This is a genomic window from Pseudomonas sp. Marseille-P9899, from assembly GCF_903166565.1.
Lineage (GTDB): Bacteria > Pseudomonadota > Gammaproteobacteria > Pseudomonadales > Pseudomonadaceae > Aquipseudomonas > Aquipseudomonas huaxiensis.
Window position 1 is genome coordinate 93,175 of the sequence record NZ_CAESCG010000004.1, and the last position, 20,137, is coordinate 113,311.

Sequence of the window (20,137 nt, forward strand, 5' to 3'; positions counted from 1 at the left end):
AGCCCGTCAAACACGGGGTTTAGCGACATTAAAAGAAAAATTAAAAATTTTCTGACAATTTTCATGTAGGCGATGAAAAACGTCGTTCGAATGGCAGGAAAGCCCCGAAAACAGTGGGGTTTGACTGGGTTTTGAGGGTGACTGAAACAGTTGTCGCCTATGCGACATTTATATACATCTGTAGGGCTTTGAGTTTGTTGACTACTGGGTCAGTAAACCGCTCTCGTCCTTGTGGGTCGCGGCGTAGCGCTGGGCTTCGTTCACCAGCCAGTCGCGAAAAGCACGCAAGGAAGCCGATTCCACCTTCCTTTCCGGGATCATCAGGTAATACGCCTTGATACTGGACAGCGCGTGCGGGTTGGCGATCACCAGGCGGCCCTCCCCCAGTTCGCGCTGGATCAGGAAGGGTGGGATCAGCGCCACACCCATCTCATGCATCGCTGCCTGGGCCAACATCGAGAATAGTTCATAGCGTGGGCCTGTCATGTCCCGGGCGACATTCATGTCCACACTGTCGAACCACTGGCGCCACGCGTAGGGCCGGGTGGTCTGCTGCAGCAAGGGCAGTTGCGCGATGGCCTGGGGCTCCAGATATGGATGCTGGCCCAGCAGCGCAGGGCTGCACACCGGCACCGGGTTTTCTCCCATGAGGCGGTGGGATTGCGTACCGGACCAGTCTGCATCGCCAAAGTAGATCGCGGCATCGAAATGGGTGTCGGCAAACAGGAAGGGTCGTGTCCGGTTGGTGAGGTTGACCGTGACTTCCGGGTGGCGCTGCTGGAAGTCCTTCAGTCGCGGCAACAACCATTGCGTGCCGAAGGTCGGCACGACCGCCAGTTCGATCACGTTGGCGCCCTGCTGGCCCATCACCGACAGGGTGTCGCGCTCCACCGCATCCAGTTGTGTCGCCACTCGCCGGCTGTAGGACAGTCCCGCCTCGGTTAGCTTTACCCCGCGCCGTGAGCGACGGAACAGTTCGACATTGAGGAACTCCTCCAGGCCACCGATCTGTCGGCAGACGGCGCCTTGGGTGAGTGACAGCTCCTGCGCCGCCTTGGTGAAGCTCTCGTGGCGGGCCGCAGCCTCGAAGCAGACGAGGGCCGTAGTGCTGGGGATCTTGCGCCGCATATACGTCAACCTCACTAATCAGCGGTGGAAATGGCCTCTCAGCCTGCCACGGAGTGAGAAATCATCACAAGAGTATGCGCAATCCTCGTTTGTCGCCCTGCCCGTTCCGGCCTAGGATCAATGCACGACAAAAACATCTCCCTTCCCCATTTCGAGGACTCCCTCATGGCCGGCAAAGCAAGCTTCAACTGGATCGATCCGCTGCTGCTCGATCAGCAGCTCACCGAAGAAGAGCGCATGGTGCGTGAAAGCGCTTTCCACTTCGCCCAGGACAAGCTGGCGCCGCGCGTGCTGGAAGCCTTCCGTCATGAGCAGACCGATCCTGCGATCTTCCGCGAAATGGGCGAAGTCGGCCTGTTGGGTGCGACCATCCCCGAGCAGTACGGCGGCAGTGGCCTGAACTACGTGTGCTACGGCCTGATCGCGCGTGAAGTGGAGCGTATCGATTCCGGCTACCGCTCGATGATGAGCGTGCAGTCCTCGCTGGTGATGGTGCCGATCAATGAGTTCGGTACTGAAGCACAGAAACAGAAGTACCTGCCCAAGCTGGCCAGCGGTGAATGGATCGGCTGCTTCGGCCTGACCGAACCGAACCACGGCTCCGACCCAGGCTCGATGATTACCCGGGCGAAGAAAGTCGACGGCGGCTATCGCTTGAGCGGCAGCAAAATGTGGATCACCAACAGCCCGATCGCCGACGTGTTCGTGGTCTGGGGGAAGGACGATGCCGGCGATATCCGTGGATTTGTCCTGGAGAAAGGCTGGCAAGGTCTGAGCGCGCCAGCGATTCACGGCAAGGTCGGCCTGCGGGCGTCGATCACCGGTGAGATCGTCATGGACAACGTGTTCGTGCCGGAAGAGAACATCTTCCCGGACGTGCGCGGCCTGAAAGGCCCGTTCACCTGCCTGAACTCGGCGCGCTACGGCATTTCCTGGGGCGCCCTGGGTGCCGCTGAAGCCTGCTGGCACACGGCTCGCCAATACACCCTGGATCGTCAGCAGTTCGGTCGCCCGCTGGCGGCCAACCAACTGATCCAGAAAAAGCTGGCCGACATGCAGACCGAAATCACGCTGGGCCTGCAGGGCTGCCTGCGTCTGGGCCGCATGAAAGACGAAGGTACCGCTGCGGTGGAGATTACCTCGATCATGAAGCGCAACTCCTGCGGCAAAGCGCTGGAGATTGCCCGTCTGGCGCGGGACATGCTGGGCGGCAACGGCATCTCCGACGAGTTCGGCGTTGCCCGTCACTTGGTCAACCTCGAAGTGGTCAACACCTACGAGGGTACCCATGACGTGCACGCGCTGATCCTCGGTCGCGCACAAACCGGTATCCAGGCCTTCTATTAATAAGGAGCCAGCCCATGGGCGCGCTTTCTCATTTGCGGGTGCTGGATCTGTCGCGGGTGTTGGCCGGGCCATGGGCCGGCCAGATCCTCGCGGACCTGGGGGCGGAGGTAATAAAGGTCGAGCGTCCGGGCGCGGGCGATGACACCCGGGCCTGGGGTCCGCCCTTCCTCAAGGACGTCAACGGCGAGAACACCAGCGAAGCGGCTTACTACCTGTCCGCCAACCGCAACAAGCACTCGGTGACCATCGACTTCACCCAGCCAGAGGGTCAGCGCCTGGTGCGCGAGCTGGCGGCGAAGTCCGATATCGTCATCGAGAACTTCAAGGTGGGCGGGCTGAAAGCCTATGGGCTGGATTATGAAAGCCTGCGTCAGGTGAACCCGCAGCTTATCTATTGCTCGATCACCGGCTTCGGCCAGACCGGACCGTATGCCAAGCGCGCCGGTTACGACTTCATGATTCAGGGCCTGGGCGGGTTGATGAGCCTGACCGGGCGCCCCGAGGGCGAAGATGGCGCCGGGCCGGTGAAGGTAGGCGTAGCGCTGACGGACATCCTCACCGGGCTGTATTCCACGGTCGCCATCCTGGCCGCCCTCGCCCACCGCGATCAGCATGGCGGCGGGCAGCACATCGATATGGCGTTGCTGGATGTGCAGGTGGCTTGTCTGGCCAACCAGGCAATGAACTACCTCACCACGGGCACGCCTCCGCGGCGGCTGGGTAACGCACACCCGAACATCGTGCCTTATCAGGACTTTCCTACCGCAGATGGAGACTTCATCCTGACGGTGGGTAATGACGGCCAATTCCGCAAGTTCGCTGAGGTGGCGGGTCAGCCTCAGTGGGCGGACGATCCACGGTTCGCTACCAACAAGCTGCGGGTAGCCAACCGCGCCGAGCTGATCCCGCTGATTCGCCAGGCCACGGTGTTCAAGACTACGGCCGAGTGGGTCAGTCAGCTGGAGCAGGCAGGTGTGCCCTGTGGTCCGATCAACGATCTGGCGCAGATGTTCGCGGACCCGCAGGTGAAGGCTCGCGGTCTGGCCATCGATATCCCTCATTCGTTGGGGGGCAGCGTTCCGCAGGTGGCCAGCCCTATTCGACTGTCCGAGACGCCGGTGGAGTACCGCAATGCTCCGCCGCTGTTGGGCGAACATACCGAGCAGGTCCTGAGCAGCGTATTGGGGCTGGGAGCGGACGATATCCTGCGTTTGCGCGAGGCCAAGGTTCTTTAAGGCAGCGCTTCTATATATAGAAGCAATAAAACGGGGCCTCAAAAGCTGATTTGGATCAATTTCAAATTAGTTCTTGACGCCCCGTTCAATCTGTCTATAATTCGCCCCACTTCCGGCGCAGTCGGAACGGAAAACTCCTTGAGATTCAACGAGTTAGAAGTTTCAGGTAGCGTAGGAAGTGTTTCGGTCTCCACCGAAAGCGGTGAAAAAAGGCAGTTGACAGCAGGTTGTAACGCTGTAGAATTCGCCTCCCGCTGACGAGAGATCGCAGCGAGTCAAGTGTTTGAAGTTGAAAGAGAAATTCTGAAAAACTTCAAAATAAACCCTTGACAGGCTGAGAGGAAAGCGTAGAATGCGCGCCTCGGTTGAGACGAAAAGCTCTTAACCAACCGCTCTTTAACAATTGAATCAAGCAATTCGTGTGGGTGCTTGTGAATTCGGACTGATAGTCAGCAAGATTATCAGCATCACAAGTGACTATACGAGAAATCGAAATAGTTCATTTTGAGATTGCTGAGCCAAGTTTAGGGTTTTCTCAAAACCCAAGCAGTATTGAACTGAAGAGTTTGATCATGGCTCAGATTGAACGCTGGCGGCAGGCCTAACACATGCAAGTCGAGCGGATGAGAAGAGCTTGCTCTTCGATTCAGCGGCGGACGGGTGAGTAATACCTAGGAATCTGCCTGGTAGTGGGGGACAACGTTTCGAAAGGAACGCTAATACCGCATACGTCCTACGGGAGAAAGCAGGGGACCTTAGGGCCTTGCGCTATCAGATGAGCCTAGGTCGGATTAGCTAGTTGGTGAGGTAATGGCTCACCAAGGCTACGATCCGTAACTGGTCTGAGAGGATGATCAGTCACACTGGAACTGAGACACGGTCCAGACTCCTACGGGAGGCAGCAGTGGGGAATATTGGACAATGGGCGAAAGCCTGATCCAGCCATGCCGCGTGTGTGAAGAAGGTCTTCGGATTGTAAAGCACTTTAAGTTGGGAGGAAGGGCATTAACCTAATACGTTAGTGTTTTGACGTTACCGACAGAATAAGCACCGGCTAACTCTGTGCCAGCAGCCGCGGTAATACAGAGGGTGCAAGCGTTAATCGGAATTACTGGGCGTAAAGCGCGCGTAGGTGGTTCGTTAAGTTGGATGTGAAATCCCCGGGCTCAACCTGGGAACTGCATCCAAAACTGGCGAGCTAGAGTAGGGCAGAGGGTGGTGGAATTTCCTGTGTAGCGGTGAAATGCGTAGATATAGGAAGGAACACCAGTGGCGAAGGCGACCACCTGGGCTCATACTGACACTGAGGTGCGAAAGCGTGGGGAGCAAACAGGATTAGATACCCTGGTAGTCCACGCCGTAAACGATGTCAACTAGCCGTTGGAATCCTTGAGATTTTAGTGGCGCAGCTAACGCATTAAGTTGACCGCCTGGGGAGTACGGCCGCAAGGTTAAAACTCAAATGAATTGACGGGGGCCCGCACAAGCGGTGGAGCATGTGGTTTAATTCGAAGCAACGCGAAGAACCTTACCAGGCCTTGACATGCAGAGAACTTTCCAGAGATGGATTGGTGCCTTCGGGAACTCTGACACAGGTGCTGCATGGCTGTCGTCAGCTCGTGTCGTGAGATGTTGGGTTAAGTCCCGTAACGAGCGCAACCCTTGTCCTTAGTTACCAGCACGTAATGGTGGGCACTCTAAGGAGACTGCCGGTGACAAACCGGAGGAAGGTGGGGATGACGTCAAGTCATCATGGCCCTTACGGCCTGGGCTACACACGTGCTACAATGGTCGGTACAGAGGGTTGCCAAGCCGCGAGGTGGAGCTAATCTCACAAAACCGATCGTAGTCCGGATCGCAGTCTGCAACTCGACTGCGTGAAGTCGGAATCGCTAGTAATCGCGAATCAGAATGTCGCGGTGAATACGTTCCCGGGCCTTGTACACACCGCCCGTCACACCATGGGAGTGGGTTGCACCAGAAGTAGCTAGTCTAACCTTCGGGAGGACGGTTACCACGGTGTGATTCATGACTGGGGTGAAGTCGTAACAAGGTAGCCGTAGGGGAACCTGCGGCTGGATCACCTCCTTAATCGACGACATCAGCCGCTTCATAAGCTCCCACACGAATTGCTTGATTCATTGAAGAAGACGATTAGGTTAGCAACCTTCGATTGGGTCTGTAGCTCAGTTGGTTAGAGCGCACCCCTGATAAGGGTGAGGTCGGCAGTTCGAATCTGCCCAGACCCACCAATTGCTGGGGCCATAGCTCAGCTGGGAGAGCGCCTGCCTTGCACGCAGGAGGTCAGCGGTTCGATCCCGCTTGGCTCCACCACCCCCTCTTGCACCTATGTCAAAGCTTAGAAATGAATATTCGCATCGAATATTGATTTCTGAACTTTATCAGAATCGTTCTTTAAAAATTTGGGTATGTGATAGAAAGATAGACTGGACGGCACTTTCACTGGTGTTTGTTCAGGCTAAGGTAAAATTTGTGAGTTTAATCATGAATTTTCGGCGAATGTCGTCTTCACAGTATAACCAGATTGCTTGGGGTTATATGGTCAAGTGAAGAAGCGCATACGGTGGATGCCTTGGCAGTCAGAGGCGATGAAAGACGTTGTAGCCTGCGATAAGCTCCGGGGAGTCGGCAAACAGACTTTGATCCGGAGATCTCTGAATGGGGGAACCCAGCCATCATAAGATGGTTATCTTACACTGAATACATAGGTGTAAGAGGCGAACCAGGGGAACTGAAACATCTAAGTACCCTGAGGAAAAGAAATCAACCGAGATTCCCTTAGTAGTGGCGAGCGAACGGGGACTAGCCCTTAAGTTGATTTGAGATTAGTGGAAGGCTCTGGAAAGTGCCGCCATAGTGGGTGATAGCCCCGTACACGAAAATCTCTTATCAATGAAATCGAGTAGGACGGAGCACGAGAAACTTTGTCTGAATATGGGGGGACCATCCTCCAAGGCTAAATACTACTGACTGACCGATAGTGAACCAGTACCGTGAGGGAAAGGCGAAAAGAACCCCGGAGAGGGGAGTGAAATAGATCCTGAAACCGTATGCGTACAAGCAGTGGGAGCCTACTTTGTTAGGTGACTGCGTACCTTTTGTATAATGGGTCAGCGACTTATATTCAGTGGCGAGCTTAACCGAATAGGGGAGGCGTAGCGAAAGCGAGTCTTAATAGGGCGTTTAGTCGCTGGGTATAGACCCGAAACCGGGCGATCTATCCATGGGCAGGTTGAAGGTTAGGTAACACTGACTGGAGGACCGAACCGACTACCGTTGAAAAGTTAGCGGATGACCTGTGGATCGGAGTGAAAGGCTAATCAAGCTCGGAGATAGCTGGTTCTCCTCGAAAGCTATTTAGGTAGCGCCTCATGTATCACTGTAGGGGGTAGAGCACTGTTTCGGCTAGGGGGTCATCCCGACTTACCAAACCGATGCAAACTCCGAATACCTACAAGTGCCGAGCATGGGAGACACACGGCGGGTGCTAACGTCCGTCGTGAAAAGGGAAACAACCCAGACCGTCAGCTAAGGTCCCAAAGTTATGGTTAAGTGGGAAACGATGTGGGAAGGCTTAGACAGCTAGGAGGTTGGCTTAGAAGCAGCCACCCTTTAAAGAAAGCGTAATAGCTCACTAGTCGAGTCGGCCTGCGCGGAAGATGTAACGGGGCTCAAACCATACACCGAAGCTACGGGTATCACTTAGGTGATGCGGTAGAGGAGCGTTCTGTAAGCCTGTGAAGGTGAGTTGAGAAGCTTGCTGGAGGTATCAGAAGTGCGAATGCTGACATGAGTAACGACAATGGGAGTGAAAAACTCCCACGCCGAAAGACCAAGGTTTCCTGCGCAACGTTAATCGACGCAGGGTTAGTCGGTCCCTAAGGCGAGGCTGAAAAGCGTAGTCGATGGAAAACAGGTTAATATTCCTGTACTTCTAGTTATTGCGATGGAGGGACGGAGAAGGCTAGGCCAGCTTGGCGTTGGTTGTCCAAGTTTAAGGTGGTAGGCTGAGATCTTAGGTAAATCCGGGATCTTAAGGCCGAGAGCTGATGACGAGCGCTCTTAGAGCGCGAAGTGGTTGATGCCATGCTTCCAAGAAAAGCTTCTAAGCTTCAGATAACTAGGAACCGTACCCCAAACCGACACAGGTGGTTGGGTAGAGAATACCAAGGCGCTTGAGAGAACTCGGGTGAAGGAACTAGGCAAAATGGCACCGTAACTTCGGGAGAAGGTGCGCCGGCGAGGGTCAAGGACTTGCTCCGTAAGCCCATGCCGGTCGAAGATACCAGGCCGCTGCGACTGTTTATTAAAAACACAGCACTCTGCAAACACGAAAGTGGACGTATAGGGTGTGACGCCTGCCCGGTGCCGGAAGGTTAATTGATGGGGTTAGCTAACGCGAAGCTCTTGATCGAAGCCCCGGTAAACGGCGGCCGTAACTATAACGGTCCTAAGGTAGCGAAATTCCTTGTCGGGTAAGTTCCGACCTGCACGAATGGCGTAACGATGGCGGCGCTGTCTCCACCCGAGACTCAGTGAAATTGAAATCGCTGTGAAGATGCAGTGTATCCGCGGCTAGACGGAAAGACCCCGTGAACCTTTACTATAGCTTTGCACTGGACTTTGAATTTGCTTGTGTAGGATAGGTGGGAGGCTTTGAAGCGTGGACGCCAGTTCGCGTGGAGCCATCCTTGAAATACCACCCTGGCAACTTTGAGGTTCTAACTCAGGTCCGTTATCCGGATCGAGGACAGTGTATGGTGGGTAGTTTGACTGGGGCGGTCTCCTCCTAAAGAGTAACGGAGGAGTACGAAGGTGCGCTCAGACCGGTCGGAAATCGGTCGTAGAGTATAAAGGCAAAAGCGCGCTTGACTGCGAGACAGACACGTCGAGCAGGTACGAAAGTAGGTCTTAGTGATCCGGTGGTTCTGTATGGAAGGGCCATCGCTCAACGGATAAAAGGTACTCCGGGGATAACAGGCTGATACCGCCCAAGAGTTCATATCGACGGCGGTGTTTGGCACCTCGATGTCGGCTCATCACATCCTGGGGCTGAAGCCGGTCCCAAGGGTATGGCTGTTCGCCATTTAAAGTGGTACGCGAGCTGGGTTTAGAACGTCGTGAGACAGTTCGGTCCCTATCTGCCGTGGACGTTTGAGATTTGAGAGGGGCTGCTCCTAGTACGAGAGGACCGGAGTGGACGAACCTCTGGTGTTCCGGTTGTCACGCCAGTGGCATTGCCGGGTAGCTATGTTCGGAAGAGATAACCGCTGAAAGCATCTAAGCGGGAAACTTGCCTCAAGATGAGATCTCACTGGAGCCTTGAGCTCCCTGAAGGGCCGTCGAAGACTACGACGTTGATAGGTTGGGTGTGTAAGCGCTGTGAGGCGTTGAGCTAACCAATACTAATTGCCCGTGAGGCTTGACCATATAACACCCAAGCAATTTGACTGCTTCTGGAGACAGGGCACCGAATTGTGGTGGTGAAGACGAAACGCTCGAAAATTCGTGAACCCACAAAACATCACATACCCGATTTGCACGGACGTCGAAAGGCGGACGAGCACACAGAATTTCTTGACGACCATAGAGCATTGGAACCACCTGATCCCATCCCGAACTCAGCAGTGAAACGATGCATCGCCGATGGTAGTGTGGAGCTTCTCCATGTGAGAGTAGGTCATCGTCAAGATTAAATTCCGAAACCCCTATCTGCGTATGCAGGTAGGGGTTTTGTCTTTTAGTAGAAGCATCAAGAATTTCGCTGAACTGTTCTCTACAACAGATTGGCACACAGAATTTCTTGACGACCATAGAGCATTGGAACCACCTGATCCCATCCCGAACTCAGCAGTGAAACGATGCATCGCCGATGGTAGTGTGGAGTTTCTCCATGTGAGAGTAGGTCATCGTCAAGATTCAATTCCAAAACCCCTGTCTGCATTGCAGACAGGGGTTTTGTCTTTCTAGCGGGTCAATTTTCAGTTGAACAGGTTGCGGACGTTATTCATGGCCCCGTCCGCAAACCCCTGCAGAAACGTCTGAAACGCGGGAAGCGCATCAGACCCTCCTTCGCAGGGTTCGCCTTGAATCGTCCAGATTGCGCGGCTTTGGCCGTTGCCCAAATCCCTCACTTCCATGGCTGCCCACAGATTGCCGATATTGAGGCTGGTATGGATCAGGCTCCAGGTCATGGTCATTGCCGGGTCGTCGTGGGAGTTGAGTTGTTCGATAACGAAGTTGTTGTCCTTGAAGAATTTCTTGCGGATCGAGCGCACGCCACTGCCCGTCATCTCGATATGACTCAACGCCGGAATGAACACCGCGAAGCCGGCGAAATTGCCGACGATGTTCCAGACACTTGCGGCATCCGCGGCAATATCGACCTGCGAAACGACCTGGCAGCCTTGTGGATTGCGAATCAGCGTATCGGGTTTCAGTGCTTGCATGGTGTTACTCCTCTGGGTGGGATGGATCAGATGAACTGGATGTCCTGGAGATACCGGCAGCCGCGCGACAGCAGTGCAGGGCTTTTCTCCGGATAGCGTTCGCCCATGCGTTGCACGCCATCACGGGCGTTGGCGTGGGCGATGTGGGAGATGTCGCCGATGTCTTCTTCGAAGCCGTCGAGATAGAAGCCGAGCACGTCGTACAGGGCGTTATTGCGGTCGACCTGCTGCAACTGCTGCTGCCAGTGCTCGACGCTGACGAGCTCGAATTGCCGACCGCACTGACGAAACGCCGCGACATAGCGCTCCCAGCGCAACGGCTCGGGGTTATGCAGGTTGAACACCGCTTGTGCCGCGCGATAACGACTGGCGTGAAAGCCGATAAAGCGGGCAAGGAAATCCACGGGCATCAGGTCGAACTCGAGGTCCAGCGCCGGCCCCGGGCCCAATTGCAGCGAGCCCTTGAGCATCAGCATCAGACGGTTCTTCAGTGGCTGACAGACGCCGCTGTGGCTGTTGAAGCTGATATTCCCGGGGCGGAACAGGTTGACCCACACGCCACTCTGATGAGCCCGTTCCACGAGGCGCTCGCCCACCCACTTGCTCAGGTTGTAGCCATTACGGATGTACAGCGGAGGTGTCGTGGCCGGTGGCTGTTCCAGTACCCGGCCATGTTCATCCCGTGCGCTACAGGCTGAAAGGGTGGAGATGAAGTTGAAGACCTTCTTGCTACGCCCCTCACACAGGCGAAGGCATTCGAACAGCGGCTCCACGTTGTCTGCCACCAGCGCGGGGTAGTCGAGCACGTGGTTGACCTGTGCCGCGTTGTGAACAAGTGCGCCGTAACGGCGATCCAGGTCTTCGTAGTCCGTTTCGCTTAATCCGAGCCGGGGTTTCCGAAGATCCGCCTCCAGAACGCGGATCCGGCGCCAATCCAGACCGTCGATACGGTTGTCGATCACCGCCTGGGCGAAGCGTTCTTCGGCTGAAAGACCATCGCCACGCCGGACCAGGCAAGCCACCTCAGTCACGCCCCAGGACAGCAGCGCCTCGACGATATGCACACCGAGAAAGCTGTTGGCCCCGGTGACGATCACCTTGTGCGGATCGCCCAATCGATCAATTGGCAGCACCTGCAGATCCAGCTCTCGTTCAGCATCAGCCAAGGCCTGCGGGTTGAGCACGCTTGTGGTAATCGCCTCTCCGCTGACCAGTTGGGCCAGTCGTTGCAACGTGGGGGATTCGATAAAGCGGTTGATGGAGATGCCTCGGCCGAAGCGGTCCCGCAGTGCCAGAAGCAGCCGTGAGAGCAGAATCGAATGACCACCCAGATTAAAAAAGCTGTCGTCGGTGGAGATGTCTTCCTGCGGCAGCTCCAGCAGCTCGCTCCACAGCTCCAACAGTTGCTTCTCCAATAGATTGGCAGCGGCTAGTCGTGGTCGCTGCTCGGCAAGTTCCACCCGCGTTGCCAAGAGTGCGCGGCGATCAACTTTGCCGTTAGGCGTGTAGGGCATTTGCGCGAGTGCTTGATAGAGCAGGGGGCGCATGTAGTCGGGCAGGTGCTGCCGGGCATGGGCTCTCAGCGCTTCGACCGCCTCGGCATGCCGGGGCTGCGCGAGAAACGCCAACACCCGGCGCTGCTCATCGATCACGACGGCAACCTGTGCGAACAGCCGACTTGCGCGCAGGCAATGCTCTATCTCTTCCGGCTCGACCCGAAACCCACGGATCTTCACCTGATTGTCGCGGCGCCCGCAGATTTCGATGCCGCTGACGGTCCATCGAGCGAGGTCGCCCGTGCGGTACAGGCGCAGGTGCTCGCCCTCCGGCAGTTCAAGGCTGATGAAGCGTTCCGCGGACAATTGCGGATTGTTCAGATAGCCCAGACCAACGCCGGCGCCACTGATGTACAGCTCGCCGACGACATCCTGCGCGACGGGCTGAAGCGCCTCATCGAGCAGCAACACGCGGGTGTTGGCGATCGGCAGACCGATGTCGCGGTTGTTGTCGCCGACGCTGAACACCCGGGTGGTGGCCAGCACCGTGGTTTCAGTCGGGCCATAGATGTTGTGGACCCGGCACCGCCCGGCCAGGCGCTCGATTACTTCCGGCTCACACACATCGCCGCCGGTGATCAGGTGCTCCAGGCTGGTGTTCTCCAGTTTCAGCAGGCTGAGTAAGGCGGGAGGTAAAAAGGCGTGGCTGATTTCCTGTTGGCGGATCAGTTGTTCCAGGCGGGCGGGGTCCCTCCGCTGGTTTTCGTCGGGCACTACCAACTCGGCCCCGGAGACCCAGGTGGGAAGGATGTCGAGCAACGAGGCATCGAAATTGATCGTGGAAAATTGCAGCACACGGCTCTGCGGGCTCAGTTGCATATGCTCGCCGTGCCAAGCCTGGAAGTGACTGAGGTTGGATTGGCTCAGCAGCACGCCTTTTGGTTGGCCGGTGGTGCCGGAGGTGTAGATGGCGACACAGGGCGCGTCTGTGTCGGGTCGCCGCTGCATAAGCCCGGACAGGGGATGTGATGCCGGCGGGGGGAGTTGGCTCAGGTCCAGTCTGGGAATTGGCTGATCCAACGCCGGGAAGCTTCCGTCATGGATGAGCACCGTCGCGTTGGCGTTCTTCAGAATGAAGCGCACGCGCTCAGCTGGCGTATCAGGATCCAGCGGCAGGTAGACGGCGGCACAGCCGAGCACCGCCAGAAGGCTCGCATACAAGGCCAGGGATTTGGGCAGGCAGATCGCAATCAGCGCCGTGTCGGACGAGGCCGAAGCCTCCAGCAACGGCAGCAGTTGCTGCTGAATCGCCAGTGCCTGTGCATGCAGGTTCGCGTAAGTGATGCGCTGGCCATCGACGTGCAATGCCGGGTGCCTGGCGTTTACCCGCAGGCTGTGTTCGAGGCGTTCGATGAGTGGTGTGTGGCTTTCCCGCAGCAGCGAGGCATTTTCGCGGCGATTGAAGACATGTAGATAAGCCAACTGCTCCAGCCAGCAAAGATTCTGCTCCTGTGGTTGCTGCATGGGCGCGACGACCGGTGCTTCGCGAAAGTACTCCGGGTTGCGCGAGAAATGGCTGACATGCAGCGCCACACGCTCCTGCAGGCTATCGAGAGCGGACAGACGCAGTTGCTGGCCGTTGCCGGAGTGTTCCTTCGCCACCTGCTGTCGGTCGATCAGGCGCTGGGCCTTGGCGGTGCCTGCCCAGTAGAGCAATTCCAGTTCGGGCAATGAATCGACATCCAGACCGCTGCTGGCCACCCGCAAGCTCAGGTACGGACAACTCCCAAGTGCTGGCACGTCCAGGCTGCCGTCCTCGATCAACAGGTGCGGACGGACAAAGGGGCATGCCTCCAGCCGCGCTATGTCGATGGCGTGATGCAGCACATGGCCGTGTTGTTCCAGTTCCGCACGCAGCGGGGCGAGGGCCGGGCTCCTGCCGGCCAGCAGGATATCCAGGCGCCTCATGACGTGCTCCCTGACGGCAGGTATTCGGCCAGGACCTGTTGCACGCAAGTCGCGTCGAGCAGTGAGCTGCTTCTGAAAAAACGCAGGATGTTGCCCAGTAGCGGGTGCTGGTGATTGATCGGCCAGGCCATGGCCGTCACCTCGGCGCGCAGCGCGCAGGCCACGTGATCCGGCACCTCGAGCGCGGCGATCAACTGATGGTCGAACGCCTTCTGGATGTCGTTGGTCAGGTAATGGCGAATGAACACCGGCAGAAGCCGGGCGATGTGTTCTCGGTCCTGTTCGGGCGCCTGGCTCCAGTAGATACGTGTCAGGCGAGCCCAGAAGGTCGAATGGCGACCTTCATCGAGCAGGTGATCGGCCATCAGTCCCTTGATCGAGGGTTTGACGCTGTCATCGCGGGCGAACGCGGCAACATCGTTGGTCAGGGTGTTTTCCGCGATGCCCACGCAAATCAGTTCCACGGCGTCGCGCAGGTGCTCCGGGGCAAGTGCGAGGACGGCGGGAATGGCCCGGCTCAGTTCGATTTCCGCGGGCAGGGCGATGGGCTTGATGCCGGTCAGCTCGACGGTCTGCTGCATGAAGTCCATGGCCACCAGCGCGTGGTAGTCCTCGTCCACCACCACGGTCATTGCGTCGTAGCGGCAGGCGAAGGGGAAGCGCACGGCGAAGCGGTCCTTGGCGATGGCGCGGGCGGTGCGATCGACGATCTCGGTTTCGAAGATCACCACATCGTTGATGAACTTGTAGAGGCTCTGGACCAGGGCGAAATCGCGCAGATGCGGGCATTCGCGAACAAAGGTGTCGCTGAGCACCAGCGGCTGGCGGCTGAGCGGATAGATCAGCCGCTCGTCGCCCTCAACCTGGCGCCGCGGCCGGGTGCGGATGGTGGCGCGGCTCTCCCAGCTCTCGGCGAAGGATTGGTAGTCGAGGCTGTTCATAGGCTGGCCTCGGTGATGTCCGCGTGCATCGACAGCCGCAAGCGATCCCAGAATGCCAGGCGACTCTCCACGGCAGCGATGGCGGCGGTGTAGACCTCGCGTTCGCGCTGAGGGTCGCCGTTGACCAGGCGTGCCAGCAGTTGCTCGGCGGCGGGGCCGTGGTCGTCGGAGTCGACCTCAATGTGCCGTTGCAAGTAATAGCGGAACGTCGGGGCGTGGCTGCCGGTGATGCCCCAGTCGTCAAGGATGCGCTGGAACATGGTCGGGATGACGCTTTCGCGGCCATGCAGGAACGCTGCGGCAACGACATGGGCAGGCGCATTGAGCGCGGTGTCCAGCGTTTGCTCGACAAAATGCCGGGCCGCCTCGCTGGCACCGGCCTCGTGCAGGGCAGCCCGGTGGTGTAGGCCGTCGCGCTGCAGCAGGACAAAGCGTTCGATGCTCTGCGTTCTCGCGCCGACCTCGCGCATGGCGTCCAGGTACAGTTCGAAGTGGCTGTAATGACCCTGCTCCAGGCGGTCATCCGACTCTTCACCCAGCACAATCTCATTGATCAAGCGCGCGGCTTTGGGGTCTTGGGGCGGTAACCAGGGTAGCCGGGTGCAGGTCAGTTCCTGCTGCAGGCGCTTGGTCAGGGACATGAAATCCCAGACGGCGAACACATGGGTTTCCATGAACCGGCGCAGGACCGGCAGCGAGTCGATTTCAGCGAAGACAGGATGACGCGCCAATTCGTTTTTCTTTTCATGCAGTTGGTGTTCGAGCCTGTTCATTGCAAGTTCCTTTTTAAACTTCGCGACGTGGAAGTTGGTGTCCGGGATAGGTTCGATAGTTGCCAAGCAGGTTATTTAAGGTGACAGAAATCCCCTGGACTGAATCGCCAGTGAAAACGAGTTGATGACATGCAAGTTGCCGAATTCAGCGCGGGCCGTGGCGTTGGCCAGGCAATACGGGCGTTCTCCGGTGATCGAAAGCTAAGGCAACTTTTCAATGTTCTGCAAGAGGGAGTGTTGGATATATTTCAAAGAGTGTTTTCAAAGTTGTTAGTTGCTCTTTAAAACAACTTCTATTTGTTTTATTGGGTTGAAAGTGTCCGCCTCGGCTATAAAGGGCCAAAGTTTAAATGCGGCGAGTGAATACCTCACTCCGGGCACTTTTTTTACGTGGGAAGTTGCAGATTCGAATGTGAGGGGCAGCTGATCGTTATCGGCTCCTGCCCGGGGATAAGGCTCCTTTTGCAGGTCAATGAGGAGCACGCAACCGGGCCATGCAAAGGCCGATCAGGGCTGCGTGCTGGACTTAGAGTGTGCAGCAAACGCGCGGGCTGTCATGGAATTGGGTGGCGCGGGGGAAGGTGCCGCCGAGAAGGGAGGTGCATCAGGACCGCTGGCGCGGCCCATGGCGGGCAGGGAGGGTTACGGCTTGGGTTGCTTGTCGAGGTAATTGCGGATGGTTCTGAGGGCATTGCTCAGGTGGCGGTGCAGAATCGCCACGGCGTCTTCGATGGCTTTGTCGCTGGCGGCGTCGACCAGGCCGTTGTGGTCGTCCTGGGTCAGCTTGCCCAGTCCCATCGAGGACAAGTGGAAACGCAGGAAGCGTTCTTCCTGGCACAGCTCGTTGTCGATCAGGCGCAGCAGCTTCTTGCTCCGCGCCTTGCTGTACAGGGTCATGTGGAACAGCCGGTTCAGGCGGCCGATTTCAGAGTGGCGGGTTTCGTTCTCAAGCTGGCGGATGTAGTCGCGGGCCAGGGCGATGTCATTGGCGTCGAGCAGCGGGATGGACTGGCGCAGCGCTTCGGTTTCGAGCATCTCGCGCAGTTCGTAGGTTTCGACGGCGTCTTCGCCGATCAGCGGAGCGACCACGGCACCCTTGTGCGCCACGACTTCGAGCAGCCCCTGTGCTTCGAGCTGGCGCAGGGCCTCGCGCACCGGCATGCGGCTGACGCCAAACAGGGTCGCCAGCTCTTGCTGACGCAATGCCATGCCGGGTGCCAGGCGCCCGTCTAGGATGGCGCCGCGCAGGCGCTCCTCGATCACGCTTCGCGCGAGGTGCGGGGGTACCTGTTCGTCGCCCAGGATGGTGTTGAGGAGTTTGGTTTTTCCGGCCACGCTACTTCTGCCCAATATTGGATCCAATCAAGCTAGTAATGGAGGCGATCCTTGTCAAACCTTCGGTTTGAACTGTTCCGGCCTGTGGATAAGAGGTCTTGGTGGGGAACCGCGGTGCTATCGTGAATGAACTCTCGATTTAAGGGAAGCACCGCTCCGGCAGGGCCTCGAACCCTGCGTCGGGTGCGTTTTGGCTGATATCACGGTGATTGCTCGGTGTCATTGTCTTTTCTCCGCTCAGGCGTCACCATCGGCGCTTTCCAGGGACTTCGCGGACCGTTCGTCTTGGCGATACGTTGGGCTGTTTATCTGACCATGCGCCGGGTGGGGCTGGCTCTGTTGCTTGGCCTGGCGCTGCTGGGCGGATTGCGTGCGGACTGGGATTTTTCCCAGATCAGCCGCAAGGCCCAGGCCCTGTATGGCCCGCTGGGCGCCGGCCAGCAGCGTATCGACGCCTGGCAGCAATTGCTGGCAACGAAAAAGCAGCTCGGCGATGCCGAACGTCTGGAGGTGGTCAACCAGTTCTTCAATCGGCAACTGCGCTACGAGGAGGACATCGACCTGTGGCACGAAGTCGACTACTGGGCAACGCCAATCCAGTCGCTGATCAAGGGCGCGGGGGATTGTGAAGATTACGCCATCGCCAAGTATTTCAGCCTGCGCCGTCTCGGCATCCCTGCGGACAAGCTGCGCATCACCTACGTCAAGGCCCTGCGCCAGAACCGCGCGCACATGGTCCTGACCTACTATTCAAGCCCTGACGCCATGCCCCTGGTACTCGACAGCCTGATCGACGCGATCAAGCCGGCCAGCCAGCGTACCGACCTGTTGCCGGTATACGCCTTCAACGGTGAAGGTTTGTGGCTGACGGGCGCTGCGGGCAACAAGAAAGTGGGCGATACCAAGCGCCTGTCGCGCTGGCAGGATCTGTTAAAGAAGATGCAGGCAGAAGGATTCCCTGCCGAGCCGGTCTACTGAGGAGCTCAGATGTCACTGTTCAAACAATTGTTGCTCGCCATCTGCCTGTTTCTGGTGGTCGCTTTCAGCGGCAGTTTCATGGTGAGTCTGGAAAGCTCGCGCAGCCAGTACGTCAACCAGTTGCGCTCCCACGCCCAGGACGCCGCTACCGCGCTGGCCCTGTCGCTGACGCCCAACCTGGATGACCCGGCGATGGTCGAGCTGCTGGTCAGCTCGATCTTCGACAGCGGTTACTACGCCAGCATCCGCGTGGTGGACCTCGCGTCCAATACGCTGCTGGTCGAGCGCCATGCCGATCCTGATCCGGGCGGCGTGCCGCAGTGGTTCATCAAGCTGATCGGGCTGGAAGCGGCGGGCGGCGATGCGATGGTCATGCGGGGCTGGCAGCAGGCGGCGCGGGTCGAGGTGGTCAGCCACCCGATGTTCGCGTTGTCCAAGCTCTGGCAGAGCGCGCTGGGCAGCCTCGGCTGGCTGCTGCTGTGCGGTGCCCTGAGTGCCGTGGCCGGTGCGCTGCTGCTGCGCCGTCAGCTCAAACCGCTGGATTACATGGTCGAGCAGTCCCACGCCATTGCCCGCCGGGAATTCCTCAGCCTGCCAGACCTGCCGCGCACTCCCGAACTGCGGCGTGTGGTCCAGGCCATGAACCAGATGGTCGAGAAGCTCAAGGCCCTCTACAAGGAGCAGGCCGAGCGCAGCGAGAAGTTGCGGGTCGAGTCCTATCAGGACAGCCTCACCGGCCTGGCCAACCGCCGTTATTTCGAAATGCAGCTCAACGCCCGGGTCAGCAATCTTGATGAGACCAGCGACGGCTACCTGCTGTTATTGCGGGTGCAGGACCTTGCAGGTTTGAACCAGCGCCTTGGCGGCCATCGCACCGACCAGTTGTTGCAAGCGGTCGGTCAGCAGTTGAAGAGCGCGTGCGCCAACTTCCCGGAGACCAACAACCTGATCACCCGCAGCCGCGGTGGCGAGTTCGCGGTGCTGGCGCCGGGCATGAGTCATGACGATGCGATCAAGCTGGCCGAAGCGCTGGAGTCCGGCTTGCGCGGCATTTCTGATGTCACCCCGTCGGCGTGCATCGGTCTGGCACCGTTCAGTCCGGGAGATGAGCCCAAGGCCCTGCTGGCGTTGGCGGACGAAGCCCTTGCGCGTGCGCAGAGCCAGCCGGAGCCGTCGTGGGTTTGCCTGGAGCAGGGCTCGGCGACGCAGGCCAGTGATATCCATCGCCAGTGGCACTCGTTGCTGGACGAGGCACTGAATCAGGGCCGCTTCGAGCTGTTCTTCCAGCCTGTGGTAGACAGCAACGCGCTTGACCGGGTGTTGCACTACAAGGTGCTTTCGCGGCTGATCGATGACAAGGGCGAGGCCATTGCCGCCGGCCGCTTCCTGCCGGCGCTGGAGCGTTTCGGCTGGGCGACCCGGCTCGACCTGATGATGCTGGAGAAAGTCCTCAAGCAGATGCATGGCCACGACCAGTCGCTGGCGCTCAACCTCTCGGCGACGACCGTCGTCAATCCGGCCAGCCAGCAAAAAGTCCTGGACCTGTTGGCTCAACACGCCGTCCTTGGTCCGCGGCTGACCCTGGAAATTGCCGAAGAGCAACTGCCGGAACAGTCGGTGCTGGAACAATTGACCCGTCGCCTGCGCACCCAGGGCTTCAGCCTGAGCCTGCAGCACTTCGGCGGGCGCTTCAGCATGATCGGCAACCTGGCTCATCTCGGCCTCGCCTACTTGAAGATCGACGGCAGCTACATTCGCGCCATCGACGAAGAACAGCACAAGCGCATCTTCATCGAGGCCGTGCAGCGCGCAGCCCACAGCATCGACCTGCCACTGATCGCCGAGCGCGTGGAGACGGAAGGGGAGTTGAGGGTGTTGCGGGAGATGGAGATCCAGGGCGTGCAGGGCCGGCTGGTGGGAGAACCGGCACCCTGGGCGTGAAACCCGGCCCTGTTGTCAGGGCCGGCGGAATTCAGATCAGGCCGCCGTGCTCGTCTTCGTCAATCAGGTTGTTCAGCCCGCCGAGGGCAGCACGGGCGGTGTTGCGGTTGAGCAACTTGGCCTGAGCGCCGGGCGGCAGGTCGGTGATGCTGATCACGCCTTTGGTGGTCAGCACATCGATCAAGTCTTCCAGCACCCGAATCATGTCCAGGTCGCTCTGCTTGAGCTGCTTGAGGCTGTTCTCGACCACATCGTCGGCAAACCACTCCAGAACTTCGGCGTGATCGGCGGGCAGTGTTTCCGTGGCTTCGGCAAAGGCGGCGGCTTCGACCCGAAGCAACTGGCCTGCCATGTCGCGTTGCACGTAGAACATGGTCATCCCTCGTGATTGTGGTTCCATCATCTTCTTCTTAAAGCACTCAGCAGCTTAGGCCATAAACGGCGCACGAGTATGCGCCGCCTATGGCCGCCAGGCAAAAACCGCAGTGTTGTGCCGGCCCGCGAGGGCCGGCACACGCCAAGCGA

Annotated in this window: 11 protein-coding genes, 2 tRNA genes and 4 rRNA genes; 10 read left to right on the forward strand and 7 right to left on the reverse strand. The window is 58.3% G+C overall.

Annotated elements, in window-relative coordinates; all coding sequences use genetic code 11:
• Window positions 1-201: 201 nt before the first annotated feature.
• Window positions 202-1,128: a LysR family transcriptional regulator gene (locus tag HWV67_RS20275; RefSeq protein ID WP_175652550.1), complete on the reverse strand. Its 927-nt coding sequence runs from the start codon at window positions 1,126-1,128 to the stop codon at window positions 202-204.
• A gap of 165 nt (window positions 1,129-1,293) precedes the next feature.
• Between HWV67_RS20275 and HWV67_RS20280 the strand changes: the two genes are divergently transcribed.
• The 8 genes from HWV67_RS20280 (at window position 1,294) to rrf (HWV67_RS20315) (ending at window position 9,649) form a co-directional block, all read left to right on the forward strand.
• On the forward strand, window positions 1,294-2,475 hold the full coding sequence (locus HWV67_RS20280; RefSeq protein ID WP_095159134.1) for an acyl-CoA dehydrogenase: 1,182 nt from the start codon (window positions 1,294-1,296) through the stop codon (window positions 2,473-2,475).
• A 14-nt stretch (window positions 2,476-2,489) separates the two neighbouring features.
• A complete protein-coding gene (locus HWV67_RS20285; protein ID WP_175652551.1) occupies window positions 2,490-3,710 on the forward strand; it encodes a CaiB/BaiF CoA transferase family protein in 1,221 nt (406 codons plus the stop codon).
• Between the two features lie 554 nt (window positions 3,711-4,264).
• Window positions 4,265-5,801, forward strand: a 16S ribosomal RNA gene (locus HWV67_RS20290).
• 84 nt (window positions 5,802-5,885) lie between these two features.
• Window positions 5,886-5,962: transfer RNA gene (locus tag HWV67_RS20295), tRNA-Ile, on the forward strand.
• 6 nt (window positions 5,963-5,968) lie between these two features.
• Window positions 5,969-6,044 (forward strand) — tRNA-Ala (locus HWV67_RS20300).
• 227 nt (window positions 6,045-6,271) lie between these two features.
• Window positions 6,272-9,161, forward strand: a 23S ribosomal RNA gene (locus HWV67_RS20305).
• Window positions 9,162-9,307: 146 nt separating this feature from the next.
• Window positions 9,308-9,423, forward strand: a 5S ribosomal RNA gene (rrf, locus tag HWV67_RS20310).
• 110 nt (window positions 9,424-9,533) lie between these two features.
• A 5S ribosomal RNA gene (gene rrf, locus HWV67_RS20315) occupies window positions 9,534-9,649 on the forward strand.
• Together the 16S, 23S and 5S rRNA genes with 2 tRNA genes alongside form the textbook arrangement of a ribosomal RNA operon.
• A 63-nt stretch (window positions 9,650-9,712) precedes the next feature.
• Here rrf (HWV67_RS20315) and HWV67_RS20320 read toward each other — a convergent pair.
• The 5 genes from HWV67_RS20320 to HWV67_RS20340 all read right to left on the reverse strand — a co-directional run bounded on the left by HWV67_RS20320 (window position 9,713) and on the right by HWV67_RS20340 (window position 16,693).
• On the reverse strand, window positions 9,713-10,180 hold the full coding sequence (locus HWV67_RS20320) for an SRPBCC family protein (RefSeq protein ID WP_175652552.1): 468 nt from the start codon (window positions 10,178-10,180) through the stop codon (window positions 9,713-9,715).
• Between the two features lie 26 nt (window positions 10,181-10,206).
• Window positions 10,207-13,644, reverse strand: a complete 3,438-nt coding sequence (locus tag HWV67_RS20325) for an amino acid adenylation domain-containing protein (protein ID WP_175652553.1) — start codon at window positions 13,642-13,644, stop codon at window positions 10,207-10,209.
• On the reverse strand, window positions 13,641-14,585 hold the full coding sequence (locus HWV67_RS20330; RefSeq protein WP_175652554.1) for a diiron oxygenase: 945 nt from the start codon (window positions 14,583-14,585) through the stop codon (window positions 13,641-13,643). The genes HWV67_RS20325 and HWV67_RS20330 overlap by 4 nt, the downstream gene beginning before the upstream one ends.
• Window positions 14,582-15,358 (reverse strand): DUF3050 domain-containing protein, encoded by a 777-nt coding sequence (locus tag HWV67_RS20335; RefSeq protein ID WP_175652555.1) that lies wholly within the window; start codon window positions 15,356-15,358, stop codon window positions 14,582-14,584. Before HWV67_RS20335 ends, HWV67_RS20330 begins: the two co-directional genes overlap by 4 nt.
• A 642-nt stretch (window positions 15,359-16,000) precedes the next feature.
• Complete coding sequence (locus HWV67_RS20340; RefSeq protein ID WP_175652556.1) at window positions 16,001-16,693, reverse strand: GntR family transcriptional regulator; 693 nt, start codon at window positions 16,691-16,693, stop codon at window positions 16,001-16,003.
• A gap of 216 nt (window positions 16,694-16,909) precedes the next feature.
• On the opposite strand from HWV67_RS20340, the gene lapG reads away from it, so the two are divergent.
• Both lapG and lapD read left to right on the forward strand, forming a co-directional pair.
• Window positions 16,910-17,671, forward strand: a complete 762-nt coding sequence (gene lapG, locus HWV67_RS20345) for a cysteine protease LapG (protein ID WP_175652557.1) — start codon at window positions 16,910-16,912, stop codon at window positions 17,669-17,671.
• Window positions 17,672-17,680: 9 nt separating this feature from the next.
• Complete coding sequence (lapD, locus tag HWV67_RS20350) at window positions 17,681-19,612, forward strand: cyclic di-GMP receptor LapD (RefSeq protein ID WP_175652558.1); 1,932 nt, start codon at window positions 17,681-17,683, stop codon at window positions 19,610-19,612.
• Window positions 19,613-19,643: 31 nt separating this feature from the next.
• Here the strand turns inward: lapD and HWV67_RS20355 are convergent, their stop codons facing one another.
• Window positions 19,644-19,985, reverse strand: coding sequence for a tryptophan synthase subunit beta (locus HWV67_RS20355; protein ID WP_110973413.1), 342 nt, complete (start codon window positions 19,983-19,985; stop codon window positions 19,644-19,646).
• Between the last annotated feature and the right edge of the window lie 152 nt (window positions 19,986-20,137).

Coding starts and splice junctions, on each gene's coding strand:
- HWV67_RS20275 (WP_175652550.1), bottom strand. CDS start 1,128: ATGCGGCGCAAGATCCCCAGCACTACGGCCCTCGTCTGCTTCGAGGCT.
- HWV67_RS20280 (WP_095159134.1), top strand. CDS start 1,294: ATGGCCGGCAAAGCAAGCTTCAACTGGATCGATCCGCTGCTGCTCGAT.
- HWV67_RS20285 (WP_175652551.1), top strand. CDS start 2,490: ATGGGCGCGCTTTCTCATTTGCGGGTGCTGGATCTGTCGCGGGTGTTG.
- HWV67_RS20320 (WP_175652552.1), bottom strand. CDS start 10,180: ATGCAAGCACTGAAACCCGATACGCTGATTCGCAATCCACAAGGCTGC.
- HWV67_RS20325 (WP_175652553.1), bottom strand. CDS start 13,644: ATGAGGCGCCTGGATATCCTGCTGGCCGGCAGGAGCCCGGCCCTCGCC.
- HWV67_RS20330 (WP_175652554.1), bottom strand. CDS start 14,585: ATGAACAGCCTCGACTACCAATCCTTCGCCGAGAGCTGGGAGAGCCGC.
- HWV67_RS20335 (WP_175652555.1), bottom strand. CDS start 15,358: ATGAACAGGCTCGAACACCAACTGCATGAAAAGAAAAACGAATTGGCG.
- lapD (WP_175652558.1), top strand. CDS start 17,681: ATGTCACTGTTCAAACAATTGTTGCTCGCCATCTGCCTGTTTCTGGTG.
- HWV67_RS20355 (WP_110973413.1), bottom strand. CDS start 19,985: ATGTTCTACGTGCAACGCGACATGGCAGGCCAGTTGCTTCGGGTCGAA.